At 59.9% G+C, this 20,684-nt stretch carries 22 protein-coding genes; 14 read left to right on the top strand and 8 right to left on the bottom strand.

What is annotated here, in order from left to right; translation table 11 throughout:
- Positions 1–8 precede the first annotated feature (8 nt).
- Positions 9–1,004 carry a LysR family transcriptional regulator gene (locus AC13RC_RS33720; RefSeq protein ID WP_488559754.1) on the bottom strand — a complete coding sequence of 332 codons (996 nt, stop codon included), beginning with the start codon at positions 1,002–1,004 and terminating at the stop codon, positions 9–11.
- 121 nt (positions 1,005–1,125) lie between these two features.
- Between AC13RC_RS33720 and AC13RC_RS33715 the strand changes: the two genes are divergently transcribed.
- Positions 1,126–2,526, top strand: a complete 1,401-nt coding sequence (locus tag AC13RC_RS33715) for an MFS transporter (protein ID WP_488559753.1) — start codon at positions 1,126–1,128, stop codon at positions 2,524–2,526.
- 32 nt (positions 2,527–2,558) lie between these two features.
- Here AC13RC_RS33715 and AC13RC_RS33710 read toward each other — a convergent pair whose 3' ends face one another.
- Together AC13RC_RS33710 and AC13RC_RS33705 are read right to left on the bottom strand one after the other, a co-directional pair.
- Positions 2,559–3,830 (bottom strand): RNA polymerase sigma factor, encoded by a 1,272-nt coding sequence (locus tag AC13RC_RS33710; protein ID WP_488559752.1) that lies wholly within the window; start codon positions 3,828–3,830, stop codon positions 2,559–2,561.
- Positions 3,831–3,861: 31 nt separating this feature from the next.
- Positions 3,862–4,254 (bottom strand): YciI family protein, encoded by a 393-nt coding sequence (locus AC13RC_RS33705; protein ID WP_069612795.1) that lies wholly within the window; start codon positions 4,252–4,254, stop codon positions 3,862–3,864.
- Between the two features lie 359 nt (positions 4,255–4,613).
- Here AC13RC_RS33705 and AC13RC_RS33700 point away from each other — a divergent pair, with 359 nt between their 5' ends.
- On the top strand, positions 4,614–4,991 hold the full coding sequence (locus AC13RC_RS33700) for a VOC family protein (RefSeq protein ID WP_113330181.1): 378 nt from the start codon (positions 4,614–4,616) through the stop codon (positions 4,989–4,991).
- Between the two features lie 269 nt (positions 4,992–5,260).
- On the top strand, positions 5,261–5,968 hold the full coding sequence (locus AC13RC_RS33695) for a phosphatase PAP2 family protein (protein ID WP_269245126.1): 708 nt from the start codon (positions 5,261–5,263) through the stop codon (positions 5,966–5,968).
- An 11-nt stretch (positions 5,969–5,979) separates the two neighbouring features.
- On the opposite strand, the gene AC13RC_RS33690 is transcribed toward AC13RC_RS33695, so the two are convergent.
- Complete coding sequence (locus AC13RC_RS33690; protein ID WP_488559751.1) at positions 5,980–6,366, bottom strand: response regulator; 387 nt, start codon at positions 6,364–6,366, stop codon at positions 5,980–5,982.
- 357 nt (positions 6,367–6,723) lie between these two features.
- Between AC13RC_RS33690 and AC13RC_RS33685 the strand changes: the two genes are divergently transcribed.
- The gene (locus AC13RC_RS33685) at positions 6,724–8,277 is read left to right on the top strand and encodes a phosphoethanolamine transferase (protein ID WP_488559750.1); all 1,554 of its coding nucleotides are present in this window, start codon (positions 6,724–6,726) and stop codon (positions 8,275–8,277) included.
- A gap of 57 nt (positions 8,278–8,334) precedes the next feature.
- Here AC13RC_RS33685 and AC13RC_RS33680 read toward each other — a convergent pair whose 3' ends face one another.
- Complete coding sequence (locus AC13RC_RS33680) at positions 8,335–8,712, bottom strand: cupin domain-containing protein (RefSeq protein WP_113330184.1); 378 nt, start codon at positions 8,710–8,712, stop codon at positions 8,335–8,337.
- Between the two features lie 214 nt (positions 8,713–8,926).
- Here AC13RC_RS33680 and AC13RC_RS33675 point away from each other — a divergent pair, with 214 nt between their 5' ends.
- The 5 genes from AC13RC_RS33675 (at position 8,927) to AC13RC_RS33655 (ending at position 12,808) form a co-directional block, all read left to right on the top strand.
- Positions 8,927–9,964, top strand: a complete 1,038-nt coding sequence (locus AC13RC_RS33675) for an LLM class flavin-dependent oxidoreductase (protein ID WP_488559749.1) — start codon at positions 8,927–8,929, stop codon at positions 9,962–9,964.
- Positions 9,965–10,113: 149 nt separating this feature from the next.
- A complete protein-coding gene (locus tag AC13RC_RS33670; RefSeq protein WP_488559748.1) occupies positions 10,114–11,013 on the top strand; it encodes a MurR/RpiR family transcriptional regulator in 900 nt (299 codons plus the stop codon).
- Positions 11,014–11,145: 132 nt separating this feature from the next.
- Positions 11,146–11,892 carry a COG4280 domain-containing protein gene (locus tag AC13RC_RS33665; RefSeq protein WP_488559747.1) on the top strand — a complete coding sequence of 249 codons (747 nt, stop codon included), beginning with the start codon at positions 11,146–11,148 and terminating at the stop codon, positions 11,890–11,892.
- Entirely contained in the window at positions 11,889–12,095 is a 207-nt protein-coding gene (locus AC13RC_RS33660; RefSeq protein WP_113395429.1) for a hypothetical protein, read from the top strand. The genes AC13RC_RS33665 and AC13RC_RS33660 overlap by 4 nt, the downstream gene beginning before the upstream one ends.
- Positions 12,096–12,226: 131 nt before the next feature.
- Positions 12,227–12,808 carry a histidine phosphatase family protein gene (locus AC13RC_RS33655; RefSeq protein ID WP_488559746.1) on the top strand — a complete coding sequence of 194 codons (582 nt, stop codon included), beginning with the start codon at positions 12,227–12,229 and terminating at the stop codon, positions 12,806–12,808.
- Positions 12,809–12,895: 87 nt separating this feature from the next.
- On the opposite strand, the gene AC13RC_RS33650 is transcribed toward AC13RC_RS33655, so the two are convergent.
- A complete protein-coding gene (locus AC13RC_RS33650) occupies positions 12,896–13,831 on the bottom strand; it encodes a phytanoyl-CoA dioxygenase family protein (RefSeq protein WP_488493444.1) in 936 nt (311 codons plus the stop codon).
- A gap of 133 nt (positions 13,832–13,964) precedes the next feature.
- On the opposite strand from AC13RC_RS33650, the gene AC13RC_RS33645 reads away from it, so the two are divergent.
- Positions 13,965–14,828, top strand: coding sequence for a helix-turn-helix domain-containing protein (locus AC13RC_RS33645; protein WP_488559745.1), 864 nt, complete (start codon positions 13,965–13,967; stop codon positions 14,826–14,828).
- Here AC13RC_RS33645 and pdxR read toward each other — a convergent pair.
- Positions 14,818–16,242: a MocR-like pyridoxine biosynthesis transcription factor PdxR gene (pdxR, locus tag AC13RC_RS33640; RefSeq protein WP_488559744.1), complete on the bottom strand. Its 1,425-nt coding sequence runs from the start codon at positions 16,240–16,242 to the stop codon at positions 14,818–14,820. The two genes, AC13RC_RS33645 and pdxR, sit on opposite strands and share 11 nt — an antisense overlap.
- 94 nt (positions 16,243–16,336) lie before the next feature.
- Here pdxR and AC13RC_RS33635 point away from each other — a divergent pair, with 94 nt between their 5' ends.
- Positions 16,337–17,020 (top strand): pyridoxamine 5'-phosphate oxidase family protein, encoded by a 684-nt coding sequence (locus AC13RC_RS33635; protein ID WP_488559743.1) that lies wholly within the window; start codon positions 16,337–16,339, stop codon positions 17,018–17,020.
- A gap of 29 nt (positions 17,021–17,049) precedes the next feature.
- The gene (locus AC13RC_RS33630; protein ID WP_488559742.1) at positions 17,050–17,712 is read left to right on the top strand and encodes a GNAT family N-acetyltransferase; all 663 of its coding nucleotides are present in this window, start codon (positions 17,050–17,052) and stop codon (positions 17,710–17,712) included.
- A 21-nt stretch (positions 17,713–17,733) separates the two neighbouring features.
- Here AC13RC_RS33630 and aac(6') read toward each other — a convergent pair whose 3' ends face one another.
- Positions 17,734–18,174 carry an aminoglycoside 6'-N-acetyltransferase gene (gene aac(6') / locus AC13RC_RS33625; RefSeq protein ID WP_145632198.1) on the bottom strand — a complete coding sequence of 147 codons (441 nt, stop codon included), beginning with the start codon at positions 18,172–18,174 and terminating at the stop codon, positions 17,734–17,736.
- Between the two features lie 133 nt (positions 18,175–18,307).
- Here aac(6') and olsE point away from each other — a divergent pair, with 133 nt between their 5' ends.
- Positions 18,308–19,303 (top strand): ornithine lipid hydroxylase OlsE, encoded by a 996-nt coding sequence (gene olsE, locus AC13RC_RS33620; protein WP_145316346.1) that lies wholly within the window; start codon positions 18,308–18,310, stop codon positions 19,301–19,303.
- 221 nt (positions 19,304–19,524) lie between these two features.
- Positions 19,525–20,684 (top strand): thiamine pyrophosphate-dependent dehydrogenase E1 component subunit alpha (locus AC13RC_RS33615; protein ID WP_488559741.1); only part of this gene is annotated, 1,160 nt, incomplete at its 3' end.

Below are 20,684 nucleotides of genomic sequence, written 5' to 3'. Positions count from 1 at the left end.
TCGAAGCATCATACCGCCTCGGCAAGTTCAGGCGGATCGTAGCAGCAAGCATCCGTGGAGACGCCCATGCGGCACCCGCTGGCCTCGAGAGCTTCCTTGACGACATCAACGAAAAGGCGGCGGAACCATACCGAACGGCTGTCAGCCTGATCGACGCGGCGATAGAGCATCGTCACCGGATCGGCCGGCAGCTCGAACGGCGGCTCTGAAATCGTCAGGTCGTGCAATTGTGCCATGCAGCGGGCAATGGCTTCTGGAACCGTCGCAATGGCTGGGATAGCCCGGAGCGTCGACGGCAGTGCGGAAAAGCGGGGAACCGTCGCGACAACCTGCCGGCGATGGCCCAGGCGCGCGAGAGCGACGTCGACGCCGGTAGATGTGGCACCTTCCAGCGAAACGGTCACGTGCGGCGCGCTGGCGAAATGCTTCAGACTCAGCGGTGTCGCGCATTTGAGATGCCGGCCATCATAGATGCAGAGCGAAGCCTGCTCGAACAGCGGCGCGCGTACATGCCAGGAGGCCGGCTCGTCATGCACCGAGATGCTGAAGTCAAAGGCGCCTTCGTCCAGCAGGCGCACAGCGTCGCGCCGGTCGAACGCCACGCTGGTCAGTCGCGCATTCGGCGCAAGCCGGCGCAACCGCGCCACCAGCGGTCCGAAGAAGGAGGATTCGAGATTGTCGCAAAGCCCGATGCGGAACTCGCCATGCCAGTTTTCGGGATCGAAGGCTGCCGGCGGACGAATGGCGCGTTCGATGCCGGAGAGCGCATCCTCGATCGCCGGCGCAATCGCCAGCGCCCGCGGCGTCGGCTGCAAACTGCGCCCGACGCGCACGAACAATTCATCATCCAGCGTCTCGCGCAGCCGGCGAAGGGCTGCGGAAAGACCAGGCTGGCCGAGCAGCAGCCGCTCGGCCGCGCGGCTCACGTTCCGCTCCTGCATCAGCACGGAGAAGGCGAGCAGCAGATTGAGATCGATCTTTCGAAGCGTGGCATCATTCATCATTATGAGTAATACCTGACATGGTTACTATCAATTTGCAATAGGGTTTGAAGATGTACATTTTCTCGTTCCCTGCCGTTTTCAACCTCCCAAAAAGGCGGCAGCACAGAAAGGAACGATCCCGATGACTTCTTCCCAAACCCGAAGCGGGGCGGGATTGGCGTTGCTGCTGCTATGCGCCGCCAATTTCCTCGACGCCATGGACGTCTCCACCATTGGGGTGGCCCTGCCCGCAATCCAGAAAGAGCTCGGCATGCAGGCGACCTCGCTGCAATGGGCCGTTAGTGCCTATGTGCTCGGATACGGCGGCTTTCTGCTGCTCGGCGGCCGCGTTGCCGATCTCTTCGGCCACCGTCGCGTCTTCCTCTGGTCGCTCGGCATCTTCGCCGCCGCCAGCATTGCCGGCGGCTTCGTCGACAGCGCCCCGACCCTGATCGCTGCTCGCCTGATCAAGGGCATCGCGGCCGCCTTCACAGCGCCGGCGGCACTGGCCCTTCTTCTCTCCGTCTTCGGAGACGGCAATGCCCGCGCGAAGGCGCTCGGCGTCTTCTCATCCACCGGTGCTGCCGGCTTCGTGCTTGGCATGGTACTGGGTGGAGCGGCAACCCTCATCAGCTGGCGCGCGACCCTCGTCATGGGAGCTCCCATCGCCATCCTGGCGCTAATCATTGCTCCGCTCGTCCTGCCAGCCGATCACAAACGCGGCGGCCCGCGGGCCCGCTTCGACTGGGCCGGCGCCCTGACGATCACCCCCGGCCTGCTGCTCTTCGTCTTCGGCGTCACCAATGCCGCCGCCGATGGCTGGCAGGCCTTCGCGACCTGGGGCTCGCTCCTTGCCGCATTGATCCTGATCCTGCTGTTCCTGGTCGTAGAGTCGCGCCATCACGATCCGATGGTGCCGCTTGCCATGTTCCGCCGCACCAAGCTCAGCCATGCCAATGCCGTCGCCGCGCTGTACCAGGGAGCCTATGTCGGCTTCCAGTTCATCGCGACGCTCTATTACCAGACCGTCGTCGGCTGGTCGGCCTTCGCCACGGGTTTCGCCTTCGCCATAGGCGGCACTTGCGTGATGTTCCTGGCACCGCGCTTTGCGACGATCGGCCAGAACCGCGGTACGACCTTGCTGATGACCTTCGGCGTGGGATTGCAGGCCATCAGCTATCTGTTCTGGGTGCTGTCGGCCGGGCATATCGATACGATGGTACTCGTCGCCATTTCGCAGCTCCTGCTCGGCGTCGGCTACGCCATGACCTATCCGTCGATCCAGGTTGCAGCCCTCTCAGACGTCGGCGACGATGAATCCGGCCTGGCTTCGGGCATGCTGTTTGCCTCCTTCCAGATCGGCGGCGGCATCATCCTGGCGGCGGCATCGGCCGTCTTCAGTGCGGCTCCGAGCTTCGGCTGGAACCCCTATATTGCCGGCATCGGTTTCGTGACGATCCTCGCTGCCGCCATCACGCTGCTCGCCGCCGTCGGCCCGCGCTCATCCGCGGCAAGGGCCACGAATTATCAGGCTGCAGAATAGTTCCAAGCAAGATGACCCGCCTCTCCGGCGGGTCAATCCTTCCCTGTGTCGGCGGCTTCGGCAGCACGGCGCATCAGGAAATCACGCTCTCTCCGATTTTCAGCAAGTGCGGCCGCCGCCTCAAAGGCTTGCCGCGCTTCATCGCATCGGCCAAGCTTGCGGAGAAGATCGCCGCGAACGCTCGACAGAAGATGATAGTCCTTCAGTGCAGGTTCATCGCGGAGACCGTCGATGATGTCTAACGCCACCTCGGGACCCTCGGCCATGCCCACGGCGACAGCACGATTGAGTTGGACGATCGGGGAAGGAACAAGCTCGGCAAGTTCCGCATAGAGATCGGCAATCCGCCTCCAGTCGGTTTCATCAGCTGTCCTCGCTCTCGCGTGACAGGCGACGATCGCGGCTTGCAAGGCATAAACCCCGCCGGCGCCGCCAAGTTCCTGTACCCGTCGCAAGGCCTGCAGACCTCGCTGGATCTGCAGCCGATCCCAGCGGTCGCGATTTTGATCGAGCAGCAAAATCGGATTGCCGTCGGTATCCGTCCTGGCCGCCGCGCGAGATCCGTTCAGCTCCATCAGGGCCAGCAATGCATGTGCCTCCGGCTCCTGCGGTGCCACGGACGTCAATATTCGCCCGAGCCGCAGCGCTTCGCTGCACAATTGCAGCCGCATCCAATTCTCGCCGCGCGCGGCCGTATATCCCTCGTTGAAGATCAGATAAACCACCTCCAGCACCGAGGCGAGACGCTGCGACAGCTCCTCGCCGTGTGGCGTTTCATAGGAAAGTCCCGATTCCGACAATGTCTTCTTGGCGCGGACGATGCGCTGCGCGATCGTTGCCTCCGACACCAGAAACGCCCTGGCGATTTCCTCGGTCGTCAGACCGCAGATCATCCGCAAGGCAAGCGCCACCCGCGGCTCGCACGAGATCAGCGGATGGCATGCCGTGAAGATCAAGCGCAGCATTTCATCGCCGATGTCGTCATCGAGAGGGGTGTCCAGGTCGGGCATGATCTGCTCTTCCTCCTCCATCTCTCGAACGATCATCTCGTGCTTCTGGTCGAGCATTCGCCGGCGACGCAAATGGTCCAGCGCCCGACGCCTGGCAGTGGTCATAAGCCAAGCGCCGGGGCGCTCGGGGATGCCCGTTTCCGGCCATCGCTCCAAGGCGACAACAAGCGCTTCCTGTGTCAGATCCTCAGCCAGCGGCACGTCGCGCAACAATCGCGCCAAGCTGGTGATGAGCCGCGGTTGTTCGATCCGCCAGACGGCAAGGATCGCTCGGTGGGTGCCGGCGGCTGTCAAGGCCGCCCGCTCCGGCCACGAATCGAAAGCATCATGCCCTTGCTTCGGCGAGCGGGTCGCATACACCTTCGGCATTTGGCTCGAAGTAGGCGCGCACCTCACATGTGCCTTCCCAACCGGGCATAAAATCCTTGTGCAATTGCATGAACTCGACTGCCAGCGCTACGGCCTCCTCCTTGCTCTGCAGTTCGAAGATGGCATAACCGCCGACGACCTCCTTGGCCTCCACGAAGGGACCGTCGACGACACTCAGCTTGCGATCCTTGATCGTGACGCGGGCGCCCGTCGCAAGGGGCATCAGCCCCGCCGTATCGATCATGCGGCCGGCCTTGATTTCCCGATCGGCGAGCTTGTGCATGGCCTCGGCAAGCTCCGGCGTCGGATGCATGAAATCGGTGGATGTGACGATAGACATGAAACGCATGGAAATATCCTCCGGAAGCGAGGCGCCGGCACCATTGCCGCTCAATAAACTCGCTCATATTGACGACGAAGCTGCTCTCCGGAAATCGACAGTCGTTTTGAAAAATTCGCATCGCGGCCGAGCATCGAAAAATCCCGCTCCCAATCCGCTGATCTCACCGGGAGCGGCATCCTTCGACCATTTATAGACGAAACACCCGGGGCAAGCGACCGGACGGTCCATCGCTTCGTTTTGTTGACTTCCCATGACCGTTGCAAGATGGTGAGACGAATTCGACCTGCGGACTTTCGAAAGCCGGCGCTTCTCCAGGGCGTACCTTCCGCAAAGCTCTGCAGACAATACGGCAGGAGCTCGTTTTCATGTTCGACCATATTTCGATCGGCGTCAAAGACCTGACGCGGGCGCAGAAATTTTATGACGCAGCCCTTTCTCCGCTTGGCTACGAGCGCGTCACCAACTTCGATGGCACGGTTGGATATGGGGCGGAGCGTGCCCAGTTCTGGGTCAGTGAGGTGGAACGTCCCGTTCCCGCCGATCGCGGTTCCGGCCTGCATTTCTGTTTCGTGGCGCCAAGCCAGGCAGCCGTCGACGCCTTTCATGCCGCCGGCATCGCCAATGGCGGCGAAGACAATGGCAAGCCGGGCATCCGGCCCGACTACAGCCAGTTCTACTATGCCGCCTTCGTTATCGATCCCGATGGTTACCGGCTGGAAGCCTATTTCAAGACCGGCGAATAACTCACCGCACACAATAGAGAAAGGCACCGTCAACCGCTGCAGTCGCTTTAGCGGGCTACCGAGCCTCAAGAGACTTTCTTAACCGTTTGATCTTTCAGGTTACTGTCAGGCTTCTGTCATAAAAGACGCCCGATAGTGGCCTTTGGGCGTTTGCACAACGCGAACGGGCACTTGTTTTGAACCTGTTCAGACAGTGGCCAGCGTCTACGATGTACGACAACTCCATTGCTTACACAAAACGGACCGCTCCTGTCAGCAGATCCTTTTTTGTGTTTCTCGCGCTCTTCGCGCTCTGGTGGGTGCTGCTGTTCGTCTTCTATCGATTTCCCAATATCGATCTCGTCGTCGCGAAGAGTGTCTTCACTGCTACGCCCTGCGCATCCGCCGTCATTCCGGGTGAAGTCTGCGGCGCCTTTGCGCTGGCCAAGAACCGTATCTTCGAGATCGTGCGAGATGTGACGCTCGCCCTGCCCTATATCGCCGTCGTCGTCCTGATTGCCAACCTAATCTCGTCCTGGCGCAAATTCGGTGCAGGCTGGCGGACGCTGAAAACGGATCGGTACATCGCTGCACTGATATCGCTTGTCATCGGCTGCGGCCTCATCGTCAACACGCTGCTTAAGAGCTACAGCGGCAGGCCGAGACCGCGCAGCACGGATCTTTTCGGCGGCTCGCTGGATTTTGTCCAGGCAGGCTCGTTTGCCGGCCGGTGTCTTGGAAATTGCTCTTTCGTCTCCGGCGAGGCGTCGTCTGCCGGCTGGCTGCTTTGCCTCGTCTTGCTGCTGCCGCCGCGCCTGCGTTTTCCGCTCGGCATTCCCCTGGCTGCCGTCTCGATCATGATGCCGATCATGCGCGTGATGACCGGAGCCCACTATCTGTCCGACGCGGTCCTGGGCTGGCTCTTGTCGTTGGTGGTCTTTGCCGCAACCATCGCTGTGCTCGATCTCCTGCGGTCGGGAACGACAGCCCGGCCCTGAAAGCCGTCGGCTCAGCCAGCGTTGCGCATGCGGATCAAGCGGCGGCGTCTTGCCGCCTTGCGTACGCGAACCGCCATCTCGCTTAGCGCAAAAGGCTTCACGAGATAGTCGACGGCACCGATATTCATGGCCGTCATCTGGTCCGACAGCTGATCATAGGCCGACATGACAATGACTGGGGTCGTTTCCCCGCGCGCTTCCATGAGCTTGAGCAGATCGAGGCCGCTGCCATCGGGCAAGCGAAGATCAAGTAGCATCACGTCGTGGGTTTCGGCCGCGACGGCCCCCCTGGCGGATTCCAAATCCATGGACCAGTCGACCGACCACCCCTCCGCACGCAGATGATCCTGTACGGCATTGCCTATGAGTATATTGTCTTCGACCAATAGAAGCCGCACGATTGCATCCCCAGTTGCAATCAAGCAGCTATGATGCCTATTTCTGACGGCGACCTGAACTCCGGATATGAAGCCGGCAAAAAAGACGACAATCGGAATCAGGTCCGAAATAGCCCTGCACAAAAGCTTGTCATTCAGGTAAATGTCAGGATTGGTAACCATGGTGGCCGGCTTCAACAGCCAAAGCGCCATCCTGCAGTGATGGGTTTACAGGCACCCCGCCGATAGCCCACGCCTCGGAGACAACCATTGACCAGCGAAAACGCATCATCTGGCCGACAGATATTCCGGCCAGCAATCGGCAGTGTCACACTGTGCCTTATAGCCACGCTTTATGTACTTCTTGTGACAAACAGGATGTTCTGGACGAAGTCCTATGGCTATTTTATCGCTGACCCGGCCGCTTTTGCCGCCTTCGTCATCGGTATTTCCGCAGCCATCATGGCGCTCTTCACGCTCTTCTCCGCCAAATACGTCACGAAGCCGGCCCTGATCTTCTTCATTCTGGTGGCATCGGTATCGTCCTGGTTCAACGACCAGTTCGGCGTCATCATCGACAAGGAGATGATCCGCAATGCGGCTGTTTCGACAGGCGCGGAAAGCGGCCATCTGATTACGACGCGCTTCGTCACCTATGTTTTGCTGACAGGCATCTTGCCGTCGCTTGTCGTCGCATGGGTCCGGATCGTCCATCGCCCGATCTTCAAGAAACTCGCCTACAATACCGCCGTCATCCTCGCCTGCTCGGCGATCTTCGTCATCGCCGGGACGACCTTCTATAAGACTTATGCTGGCGTCGGCCGCGCTCATCGCGACCTGATGGATACCCTCAATCCGGTGATGCCGATCACAAGTGCGGTGCGTTACGTCATAGATACGCAAAGAAACGCAAACGTCGTCGCACAGCCATTGGGCACGGACGCCCATAGGGTCGGCATCGTCGACAAGGGCAAGCCGCGCGTCACGATCATAGTCGCCGGAGAGACGGCCCGCGCACAGAACTTCTCGCTCGGCGGCTATGCCAAGATGACCAATCCGGAACTGGCAAAGCGCAATGTCGTCTACTTCCCCAATACCACCAGCTGCGGTACGGCGACAGCAACCTCCATACCCTGCCTCTTCTCGGTCTACACGCGCCAACAATACAGCCATCGCAAGGGGCTAGAGACGGAAAACCTGCTCGATGTCCTGACCCATGCCAAGGTCGACGTAACCTGGCTCGACAATGACACGGGCAGCTACAACGTCACCGATCGCGTTTCCTACACCTTTCTGCCGCACTCTGCCGATCCGCGCTTCTGCCAGGACGGCGAATGCAAGGACGAGATCCTCGTCGACAAGGTCGACGACTGGCTGGACAAGGTGAAGGGCGACAGCGTGCTGGTGCTGCACCAGCTCGGCAGTCACGGCCCCGCCTACTATCAGCGCTACACGGAAGAATTCCGCCTGTTCCGGCCGGATTGCCGCTCCAACGACTTCAGCTCCTGCTCACAGGAGGAAATCACCAATGCCTATGACAATACGATCCTCTATACGGATCACATCGTCGCCATGGTGATCGACAAGCTGAAGCAGCGCTCCGACTCGATATCCGGCTCCGTGCTCTATTTCTCCGATCACGGCGAGTCGCTCGGTGAAAATGGCATCTATCTGCACGGCACGCCCTATTTCATCGCTCCTTCACAGCAGACGCATGTGCCGATGCTGGTATGGATGGCCGACGATCTCGCCAAGACCGCCGGTTTCGACATGGCCTGCCTAGCCAAGCAGGCCGCCGAGGGCACCTACTCTCACGACAACATCTTCCACAGCGTTCTCGGCATGACGGACGTCTCGACGAAGGTCTATGATCCGAAGCTGGATGTTTTCGCGGCCTGTCGCACGCCGTCGAACAAGCTGGCGCTGAACTGATGGATTGGGCAATGTCCGGCAGCCCTCTTTGACGGGCGGCCGGACCATCGGGATCGTTTAAAGATGCTTGGGCGCGCGGATCGTCCGCTCGTTTTCGACATTGCCGGTATTGAGCGTCGTATTGCGCTCGAACAGCACGACTTCGCAGGTCGGCTCGGCGACTGGACAATGCTCCACCCCATGCGGAACGATGATGTATTCGCCAGGGCCAAGGACGATATCGCCGCCGTTTTCCTCGCGCAGCTTCATGCGCAGTGTGCCTTTGACGACCAGAAAGAGCTCATCCTCTTCCTCATGATGGTGCCAATGGAATGCACCTTCCAGCTTGGTGAGCTTGACCTGGAAATCGTTGATATCACCGCCGATGCGCGGACTCCAAGTCTCATCGAAGGCTGCAAAGGCTTTGGTAAGGTTCACCTTTTTCAGTGCGACCATATGTTTCCTCCTTAATCCAACTGCGCTCAAGTCGAAGCTAATATTGGCGTGACTGCCACCGATCGCAACGCCGGCATTGCCGAATATCGCCTATTGCCATCGGCATATCGAATTCTTCGAAGATTTCAGCCGAAACTTTCCGGGTAGTGGATGGTCGGGAGCGGCACTACATGCTGTCTCAACATTATCATTTCGACACATGACAGGAAAAATCATGACGACAAATAATGTCGAATTCGGCCTGGATACTTTCGGCGATGTGACCTTCGACGATAAGGGCGCACCGCTGCCGCATGCGCAGGTGCTGCGCAATGTCGTCGAGGAAGGCGTCCTTGCCGATCAGCTCGGCATCGACTTCTTCGGCATCGGCGAGCATCACCGCGAGGATTTTGCGGTCTCCTCGCCCGAAACGATGCTGGCCGCGATCGCCAGCCGCACATCGAAAATTCATCTGGGATCCGCCGTGACGGTGCTAAGCTCGGACGATCCGATCCGCGTGTTCCAGCGCTTCTCCAGCCTGAACGCGGTTTCGGACGGCCGTGCCGAGGTCATCCTAGGCCGTGGCTCGTTTACGGAGTCCTTCCCGCTGTTCGGTTTCGAGCTGTCGCAATACGAGCAGCTCTTCGAGGAAAAGCTCGATCTGTTCGCGGCCCTTCTTAAAAACGAGCCGGTAAACTGGCAGGGCAGCATCCGCCCGCCGCTGCGCAACCAGAAAGTCTTTCCGACCATCGAGAGCGGCCAACTGAAGACCTGGATCGGCGTCGGCGGCAGCCCGGAATCGGTGGTGCGTGCGGCTCACTATGATCTGCCGCTGATGCTGGCGATCATTGGCGGCAGCCCCTATCGCTTCCAGCCCTATGTCGACCTCTATCACCGCGCCTACGAGCAGCTCGGCAAACCCGTCAAGCCGATCGGCATCCATTCACCCGGCTACGTCGCCGAGACGGACGAGCAGGCGCGCGAGGAGCTGTGGCCCTGCTTCAAAGCGATGCGCGACCGCATCGGTCGCGAGCGCGGCTGGCCGCCCATGACGCGTGCGGAATTCGACAACGAGATCGAAAAGGGTTCGCTCTATGTCGGCTCGCCGGAAACCGTCGCCGCCAAGCTCGCCCCGGTCGTCAAGACGCTCGGCATCAGCCGCTTCCAGCTGAAATACAGCGCCGGTGCGCTCAGCCATGACAAGATGCTGCGTTGTATCGAACTTTACGGCCAAAAGGTGATCCCGGCGGTGCGCGCGGCCTTGGCGGAATAGTCGCAGCAAGCTTGATGCGCTTGCTTTTCAACGCGATCAAAAAAGGGCGCTTTGCGACGCAGCAAAGCGCCTTTTGCTTTCTGCTGTCATTCTTTTGCAGTAAATGCTACAAATAATATAATTAGTAACATTCACTACAAAGATATCCGATGGCAGAAGCGACACGGAAACCTCGCACTTTCGAAAACCGCGTTCTCGATGTGATGGAAACGCTGACACCGGCCGAGCAACGCATCGCCCGTTTCTTCGTCGATCAGAAGCAGGCCGCACTGTTGAATTCGGCCGCCCAGATCGCGCAGCTCGCCGGCAGCAGCGACGCGACGGTCGTCCGCACCGCTCGCGCCCTCGGCTTCGAAAGCCTGTCGATGTTGCGGGCCGCCCTGCTTGAAGCGCTGACGGGAACGCCGTCACCCGGAATGCGGATGCAACGCACGCTGGCTGAAACCGGCAGCCAGGCCGGCGATGTGCTTCACCATGTCATCGGTATGCACGAGCAGGCTTTGGATGTTCTGCGACGCGAGGAATTTGCCGCAAGCTTCGAACGTTGCGTCGATAGTCTTGCCAAGGCAGCCCGACGTCATGTCTTCGGCATCGGCCCGTCGGGCGCCATGGCAGATTATGCCAGCCTGCAGTTCAACCGCATCGGTCTGCCGACCAATGCGCTCTCGGCAGCGGGCATTGCCCTGGCGGACCGTCTGCTTGGGATAAGCAAAGGCGACGTCGTGCTGATGATGGCTTATGCCCCGCTCTATCGTGAGGTCGAAGTGCTGCTGGAATACGCCGGCAAGTATGAGGTGCCGGTCATCCTCATCAGCGATGATCTCGGTTTACAGATTGCCGACAAGGTGGCCGAAATCCTACCCGTGCCGCGCGGCAATGCCGGCCACCTCGCCATGCATGGTGGTACTATGGTGCTGATCGAATCCTTGATCGTCGCGCTGGCCGCGAAGGCCAAGGATGCCGCCATCGACAGCCTCGATCAGCTCAGCCAGCTGCGTGGCGCGCTCGATAAATCATGGATCAAACGCGGCACGAGGAAACGCAAGTGAACGACGCCAAAGTTCAGCGCGCACGCAATATCGGCATTTGGCCAAGCCTCGGCTCATCCAAGACATGAAGAATCATCATCCGGAAAATACCATTCGCATTCAAAGCCCTAACCGAATTTTGGGAATCATCTCATGAACAGCCTCACACCCATTCTATCTACGGTGACGGCGTCGTTCCTCGGCTCATTCGTCGAAGTCGTCGAAGCCTTCACCATCGTCCTTGCTGTCGGCGTCACACGAAGCTGGCGCCCGGCGCTCACGGGTGCCACGCTTGCCCTTGCGGTGCTGGCAGCTCTCGTTCTCATCTTCGGACCACTGCTGGCGCTGATCCCGATCGAAATCTTGCAATTCGTCGTCGGCGTTCTCCTCATTCTGTTCGGCATGCGCTGGCTGCGCAAAGCCATTCTCCGCTCGCTCGGCGTCATCGCCCTGCACGACGAGGAGGCGGCCTTCTCTAAGGAGACGGCGGCATTAGAGGCGCAGTCCGCCAATCGCCGCGCCGATTATCTCGCCGGCCTTGCCGCCTTCAAGGCGGTGCTGCTCGAAGGTGTCGAAGTGGTCTTCATCGTCATCGCCGTCGGCGGCGCGCATGGCCTGACACTCTATGCCGGCCTCGGTGCGCTCGCCGCCTTCGTGCTCGTCATGCTGATCGGGTTGCTGGTCCACCGCCCGCTCGCCACTGTGCCGGAAAACACCCTCAAATTCGTCGTCGGCCTCATGCTGACGAGCTTCGGCATCTTCTGGGCCGGTGAAGGCATTGGCGCGCATTGGCCGGGCGAGGATCTCGCCCTGATCGCCATCTTCGCGATCGTCTCGCTTGCCTCCTACGCCATCATCCGCGGCCTGCGCGGCAATCCAACAGCAAAGGCAGCCCAATGAATGTCCTGCGTATCGCCCTGTCCGAGCTTATCGGCATGTTCATCGATGACGGCAGCCTCGCCACGCTCTGCCTCATCCTCATTCTCGTGATTGCCGGAGCGGTGGAGTTTCTCGCCTTGCCACCGCTCGCGGGTGGGTTTCTCCTATTGGTCGGCTGCCTCGCCATTCTGCTCTACAGCGTTCGCCGCGCCGTGAAACGATGAGATTCACAACCCTCTGCAAGAGCTTGGATTTGCAGAGGGTTGTCGGGTCAGCTGCCAATCCGCTTTAGCTCTCGACAGACGCTTTCGCAGATGCGAAGAATTTCGCACGGCAAATGCAAAGGAGAAACGGCATGAGCAGCGCCTATCCCGAAGTCTATTTGGTACGCCACGGACAGACGGAGTGGAGCCTCTCCGGCCGGCATACCGGCCGCACCGATATTCCCCTGACCGCTGCCGGCGAGGAAGCTGCCCGCAAGCTCGCCGCTCGCCTATCCCAGATCGATTTCGCCGCCGTCTGGTCCAGCCCGTCGCAGCGCGCACAAAACACCTGCGCGCTGGCCGGCTTCGGTGACCGCCGCGTCGTCAAGGAGGATCTGGCGGAGTGGGATTACGGCGCCTATGAGGGCATCACCACCAAGGCGATCCTTGCCGAACGTCCCGGCTGGCAAGTCTTCCGCGACGGCTGCCCGAATGGAGAAACAGCCGCCGATGTCGGCGCGCGTGCCGATCGGATCATCGGCGAACTTCGGGGTATTGAAGGCTCTATCCTGATCTTTTCCAGCGCCCATTTCCTGCGGGTCTTCGCCGCCCGCTGGGTCGGCCTGCCGCCGGAGGGCGGTGAGCATTTCATCCTCGACACCACGAGTATCAGCGTGCTCGGCTACGAGCATGATCTGACCGAGCCGGTCATCCGCCGCTGGAACGAAATCTGACGGCCTGCGCCTGCCCGCCAATCTCCACAAACGCTTCGAGCGGCCCAAGGCCGCTCGATGTCTTTCAGAAAATCAGCCTTCCGCTGCTTACCAAGGCTTGAGGCCTAACAGCTTTTCACCGAGCGGCGTCAATTTGGCCGTCGTTGCATTGTGCTTTTCCCATTCGCGAGGATCGCCCGGAAAGGCGTCGCGCTTCGGGGAATCCAGTTCCCTCCACAGGCGGATCCGTTCCTCGCGCTCGGCGATATTGTCGTATTCCGCCGGATGCATGGAGATATATTGCGCCATGCGAACGCGGTTCTCCGAATGGTTCGGACGAACGCCGTGCGCGAGCAGCGAGTTGAAGATCATCAGGTCGCCGGGCTCCATGTCGATATTGACGACCGAGAGACCCGTCATGTCAGGATGCATAGGATCGCGATCCGCCGGCTGCGTCTTTTCCCATTCCTCGAAATGCTCGAAGAGTTCCGGCACGCACTGGAATCCGCCGACATCGCCATCCTGTTTCTTCAGACTCAGGACACCCTGAACGCCGATCGGCAGCGGCCGGATCGAAGTATCGACATCCCAATGGATGAAGCCGTTCGGGTTGCCTTTCACCTTCTTCGGCGGGTTGAGATTGGCGCGATCGATGGTGACCCAAAGGTCCTCGCGATCCCAGATGTCGACGAAGACATCGTAGATCCGCTTTTCCATTCGGTTATCCCAGAGATACTGGTGATTATAGATCTCCAGCATGCCGGTATTGTTGAGCTCCTTCATCTTGTGCTCGCGCCGCTGTGGCGCATACCAGGTTGAGGGGTCGTTCGGATCCTTCTCGTCAAAACGCCACAAAAGCTCGACAAGCCGCTCGACATTCGCAGCCGGGACAGCCTGCCGCACGATCACATAGCCTTTCGTGATCCAGTGCTGCCAATCGTCCTTCGACAGCACTCTGAGCGGCAATGTCTTCTGAATATCCTTCAATTGCGTGGTGACCGCTGATGCGGTCGGGTGCGCGTCTCGTTTCAAGGCAGGCTGCATCGGTTTCCTCCATATCGCTGGCCCCTTTGGTTTCGGGTGACAGGGAAGATGTAGCTTCCATCGGCGAGGCAATGTTGCCCGGCTCTGGCCAAATCTGATACTATTCTGGCTTATATCTCACTATGGACGCCCAATGAGGCCTTATCTCGAAGTTTTACCCCGTTCGCCGGAAGCATCCTGGAGCATGCTGAACCGCAGGCTTGACGACTGCATTCCGTTCCAATGGCATCATCATCCGGAATTCGAACTGACGCTGACGCTGAATTCCATCGGCCAGCGCTTCATCGGCGACCATAGCGGCGACTATGGTGACGGCGATCTCGTTCTCGTCGGCCCCAATCTGCCGCATAGCTGGGTTTCGCGCGCCAAGATCGAGGAAGAAAAGCCGCATATTGCCTTGGTTCTTTGGTTCAATCGCGACTGGCTCTTGCAGATGACGGGCGGCGCTATCGAATTCCGGTCGATCGAAACGATGCTGCAGCGTGGAGATAATGGCCTCCGCTTTTCGCAGACAACCTCCGCCGCTGTCCGCTCCTCCTTCGAAACTATTTTCGAAAAGCCGCCCGTCGAGCGCCTTTTGGCTCTGCTCGGCATTCTGGTGAGGGTCGCTGAGGACCGGCAGGCGACGCCGCTTGCAAGCGCGCCGGCGCAGGCACCGGACCTGAAGGAAAGCCGCGAGCGCATCGACCGCGTACTGACGCATATGCATCTTCATTATGCCCGCGCGATCAGCCTCGATGAGCTAGCCGATATCGCGGCGCTCAGCGTCTCCGGCCTACACCGCATGTTTCGCCGTCATACCGGCGGAACGATATCGGATTATCTCATGCGCATGCGCATCGGCGATGCCTGTGCCCGCCTCTCTTCCACGGATCAGGCCGTGCACCACATCAGCGATGCCGTCGGCTATGCCTCGCTTGCCAATTTCAACAGGCAGTTCAGGGCGCTGAAAGGCATGACACCGCGCGAGTATCGGGTGATGTTCCTCAGGCGCTGAGAAGCGCCACTTCGAGCAGCCTCGCAATTTTCGCCGCCGCCGCATCCGCCGCGGACGCCTCCATGCGGGCAATGCCGAGCAGCAGCCCGGGTCGCGCGGAGCCGAGATACAGCGCCGATATCGGCCGCACAGCAAAGCCATTGGCATTGATGATCCGGGCGACGGCGATATCATCGGTCTCTGCATCGCGGAACCAGCTGGCAAGCTGCAACCCGCCGCCACCAGCTCCGACTTGGAGTTCAGCGCGGCAATGGCGACTAAGCGCCTCGACGGTTGCTGCCATGCGCTCCGCATAAATACCGTTCATATGCCTCAGATGCGCACGAAACCGCCCCTCACGCATGAAATCGGCAAGGGCGGCCTGGATGTGGACGGGCACGATGGCGCCTCTCAGCCGTTGAGCCGCTTCGGTCGCCGCCAGAAGCCGTGAGGGAATGACGGCATAAGCGACGCGCAGACCAGGCGCGAGCGTCTTCGAGAAGGTGCCGATATAAGCGACCACCTCGCCGTGATCGATGCCTTGCAGGGCGGCAATCGGGCGCGATGCATATTGGAACTCGCTGTCGTAATCGTCTTCCAGCACGATCGCGCCATTGGCGCGGGCAAATTCCAGCAACGCGAGACGACGCGGCAGGCTCATGGTGACGCCGGTCGGATATTGATGCGAGGGCGTGACATAGATCAGCCGTGGCGATGGCCCGGCCCCTTGCGCGACATCGATACCCTCGGCGTCGCAGGGCACCGGCACGAGGCTGGCTCCGGCCATGCGCAGGATCGCCTGCGCGCTGGCATAACCCGGGTCTTCCATCCAGGCGACATCGCCCGGATGATCCAGTTGAAGCAGCACGCTCGCAAGCAACCCGATCGCGGCACCTGTCGACGGCACGATCACGATCTGCTCGGGACGGGCAACCACGCCGCGCGTTGCCGAGATATGCTCAAGGATTGCCTCGCGCAATTCGCGAACGCCGCCATGATCGCTGTAGCCGAGATCATGTACCCGCAATGAACGACCGCGGGCGCCGAGACAACGCGCCCAGGCGGTATGGGGAAAGCTGGAGACATCGGGCACTCCCGGCTCGAACAAGCCTCCCCTTTTGAATTCCGTAACCCGTGGCAGATTTGGCGGCGGCGGTGCGACCTGACCCGACAATGACGTCGTCGGGAACGCCGCAACGCGTGTCGCCGCACCCGATGCCGAGCGCAGGTAGCCTTCAGCCTTGAGCCGATCATAGGCATTGACCACGGTCGACCGCGCAACGCCGAGCGAGACGGCCATCGCCCGCGTCGACGGCACGCGCTGCCCTGCGGACATCTGACCACGAAGAATGCGGTCGCGCATCAGGCGATAGACTTGCCCTTCCAGATCGCCCGAAATCCGGTCCAGTGCCGGCCACTGCGCCACCTCTGTCATGAAACCTCAACTGGTCTGCTAAAAATCAAAAAACTGGCCGTTTATAGCCTACCTCTTTGCTGACACAGATCAACGCCCGATCTGTGAGGAAGACATGGCCGATCACTATCCACCTAATACCGGCACCTACCCGACCACCGAGCGTACCCGCGTGCGGCGCAGCCCGAAGCGTGGCAGCCACGCTCATGCCGATGTTCACGCGATTCTGGATGCCGCGCCGCTTTGTCACGTCGGCTACGTCATCAACGGCGCCCCCTATGTGACGCCGACCCTGCATTGGCGCGAGGGCGACTACGTCTATTGGCACGGCTCCTCTGCCAGCCGCTTCCTGCGCGCTGCTGAGGACATGCCGGTCTGCCTGACCTGCAGCATGATCGATGGCTATGTGCTCGCCCGCTCGGCTTTTAACCATTCCGTCAACTATCGCTCAGCCATGGTCTTCGGCACGGCTCGGCTGGTCGACGACATCGAGGAAAAGACGGATGCACTGCGTCGCTTCGTCGAAGACCTGTTCCCCGGCCGCTGGGACAGCCTCAGGCCGATGACAAAGCAGGAGGTCAAGGCGACTTCGGTGATGCGAATGAAAATCGACGAGGCCTCGGCTAAAATCCGCAACGGGCCGCCGGGCGATATGGACGAGGCAGATCATCCTGTCTGGGCCGGCATCCTGCCCATCGAAAGCCGCCTTGTGCCGCCGCAACCGGCGCCGGGCATGCCCGACGGGATAGAGCTGCCACAATCCCTTGTGGAACTGATACAATCGGGCCGGCTTCGCTGAACCGCATTTGATGACCAAAGGACTTTGATATGGATCTCACGAACTGGAAGGGCGTCGCCCGCCCCGAGCGCATTACCCTTGAAGGCCGCTACACCCGGATCGAGCCGATCGAGCCGGCCAGACACGGCGAGGACCTTTACGCTTCAGCTCGAGCCCCCGGCGCCGAAGATCGTTTCCGCTACCTTTTCGAAGACGCGCCGGCTAATCACGCCGCCTTCTCTCCCTGGCTCGAGAAAGCCGCTTCCGGCACCGATCCGCTCTTCTTCGCGACGATCGACAAGCGCACGGGACGCGCCGAGGGCCGGCAGGCTCTGATGCGCATCGACAACACGCATGGCGTTATCGAGATCGGCAGTATCCTCTGGGGACCCGCCATCGCGCGCAGCCGCGTGACGACCGAAACGCTCTATCTGTTTGCATCATACGTTTTCGATACCCTTGGCTATCGTCGCTTCGAATGGAAGTGCAATAATCTCAATGAGCCGTCGAAGCGAGCAGCGGAACGCTTTGGTTTCGTTTTCGAAGGCATCTTCCGCCAGCACATGGTCGCGAAGGGCAAGAACCGTGACACCGCCTGGTTTGCCATGATCGACGCCGACTGGCCGCGGCTGAAGGCCGGTTACGAACGCTGGCTGGCCTTGGAGAACTTCGATGAGGCTGGCCAGCAGAAGACCAAGCTGACGTTCGCATAAAGCAGCCTGTGCCAACCCCGGCTATAGAAGCTTGCGAAAATAAACCACGCGCCTGGTTTCGATAAAACCGAGCGCCGCATGGAAGGCATGGCTCGCAAGATTGTCGATCAGCGCATCCGAGGCGAACTCCGTGCAGCCGGCGGCCCGATCCCACGTACCAACTGCATCGCAGAGCGCCCGCGCCACCCCTCCGCGTCGATGTTCAGGGCGCACATAGATGCCTTCGAGGAAGAGAACCGGTGACGTCTTGCAGCCATTGACGTAATCGTGCCGCAATGTCGCTTCAGCAAAACCGGCGACATGACCGGCAGAATCGATCGCGAGATACGCAACAGCATTTTCATTGGCGCGAAATTGTGCCAGCTCCGCGCGATGATGTTCGTACGAACTATCTGGCCAAAGCTCGGCGCGCAATCGCGTCCACTCCTCCAGATATTCGTCTGCTGCCTGCTCTATCCGCATGTTTCGATCTCCTGTCCAACTACCTGTTGCTGGCGAACGGAAAAATTTCGCTTTCGACTCCACAATCATCGCGCTACATATCCCGCATACTCACGCGTAAATTTTTCGCTGATCAGAATCTGAGGATGATGGAATGACATTTCAAAGCAGTTCGCGTCTTTACGCTGCTGTTTCCTCCCTGCTGTGGCCCGCCATCTTCTGTGCCGGATTGACCGGTGCATATTTCGCCTTCGAATCGAATATGCATCTGCTCTGGTTCAACGTCGTCTATCTGTCGACAGTGGCGGTGATTGCCCTCTTCGAGCGGCTGATGCCTTACGAGAAGACCTGGCAGAAGCGCGATGGTGAGACGTTCAACGATATTGCCCACACGCTGCTGAACAAGGGGGGCGTACAGATCGCCGCTGCGATCGGCACCTCCTTCCCGATGGCGGTCGCGACGGTCGCGCAGCCGGCGTTGAGCTACCATTCGCATTTCTGGCCGGATCAATGGCCCATGGCGTTCCAGGTAGTACTCGGCCTCGTCATTGCGGAGTTCGGCCTCTATATGGCGCATCGCCTGGCGCATGAGCATCTGTCGCTCTGGCGCTTTCATGCGCTACATCACAGCGTCGAACGGCTATGGGTCATCAACACAGGCCGTTTTCACGTCATCGATACGCTGTTCAAGATCGCGCTCGGTCAGATTCCGCTCTATCTGCTCGGCGCGCCGTTGCCTGTCTTCCTCTGGATCGGCGCGGTTACGGCTTTCATCGGTCTGCTCACGCATTGTAACGTCGACATGCGCACCGGCCCGCTCGACCTCATATTTTCGACTCCACGCCTCCATCGCTGGCATCATTCCAAGATTCTTGCCGAGGGAAATACGAATTATGGGGAAAACCTCGTGATCTGGGATCAGCTTCTCGGCACTTTCTACAACCCGCCGCGTCCGTCCTCGACCGATATCGGCATCACAGGTAAGGTAGCCAAGGGTTTCCTCGCTCAGCTCATCCAACCCTTCTCCCGAAAAGGCCGCAAGGAAATTATCGGCAAGAAGCCCAAAGAGCTGATTCTCAAGGAAGAACAGGCCGCAAAGGCCGCCGCCGAAAGACAACGTGCCGCCGCCTCGATGCGCAAATCGGGTTGACGAGATGCACGAAAGGCGCACCCGTTTCGCGTTTGGGCGGGGGCATTGTCGCGCATGCCTTGTGGACAGAAACATCGTGAAAAATTGCAGCCCCGCAATATACGTATTTCGGTTTCAAACCGAGAAGATCTTGTCATTTAACGTGTATTGAAAAAGGCAGGCTGGGGGTTTACCTAACTCCCAGCATTTATTTGAGACGAAAGATCAGGAAAATCATTGAGATGGAAGGGAGGTTTGCAACAGAATACCTTAAGCAACTTCACAGAATATTTTTCATTTCCAGAGAAATAGATCGGCTCGAGCGAGAATTCATCAAGCAGGGCATAGCACATTTTCACGTTTCCGGCGCCGGCCACGAGTCCACAGCGCTTCTCAACGAATTCCTTCAGGACGACGACTGGCTGCATCTGCATTATCGCGACAAGGCCCTGATGCTGGCGCGCGGCATGCCCATTCGTGAGTTCTTTTCCAGCCTGCTTGCGACAGCCAATTCTCATTCCGCCGGCCGGCAGATGAGCGCGCATCTGTCTTCCCGCGCGCTCAACATCACGTCGATCGTCGGCCCCGTCGGCAACAATGCCCTGCACGCCGTCGGCGTCGCGGCATCCCTGAAGCATAGGCCCGGCATGCCGATCGCCATCTGTTGTGTCGGCGATGGCACCACGCAGCAGGGCGAATTCCTCGAAGCGGTCGCCGAGGCCGTGCGCAGCCAATATCCGGTCGTCTTCGTCATCGAGGACAACAGCTTCTCCATCTCGACGCGCACAAGCAAACAGACCTTCTTCGATCTGCCCGCCGGCCCGGCCTCCTCTTTCTACGGCATCGATATCATCCGCACGGATGGCGACGATCTCACCGCATCGCGCGACGCTTTCCGCAAGGCCGTCCGTCATAGCCGCAACAACCGCACGCCAAGCATCGTGCTTTTGAATGTCGAGCGCCTTTCCGACCACACCAATGCCGACGATCAGAAGACCTATCGCACCCTGCTCGAAATCGAGGCGGGCTCCTCGCGCGACCCGCTGCCAAATCTGCGGGCGATGCTGCAGAAGGCCGGCATCGATGCCGATGCTCTGCGAGAGATCGAACGGGAATTGATTGCGGAAGTGCAGGCGGAAGCCGCCCTTGCCCGCAAGGAAGACGCCCCGAAGGTCGAGCCGGAAGCCAAAGCTCCTTACCCTGCTTCCTTCGGCAAGAAGGCAGAATATCGCGGCAACGAGACCGCCTCGACGCTGACGATGCGCGAGGCGCTTAATGTCGTTCTCGACAAGCAGCTGGCCGCCAACCCCGAAGTTGTCCTATTCGGGCAGGATATTGAAGATCCGAAAGGCGATGTCTTCGGCGTCACCCGCGGCCTCAGCACGAAATATCCCGACCGCGT

Source organism: Martinezella sp. CNPSo 3890, from assembly GCF_057784455.1.
Note: the sequence above shows the minus strand (reverse complement) of the source record. Positions and strands in the feature narration are given on the sequence as shown.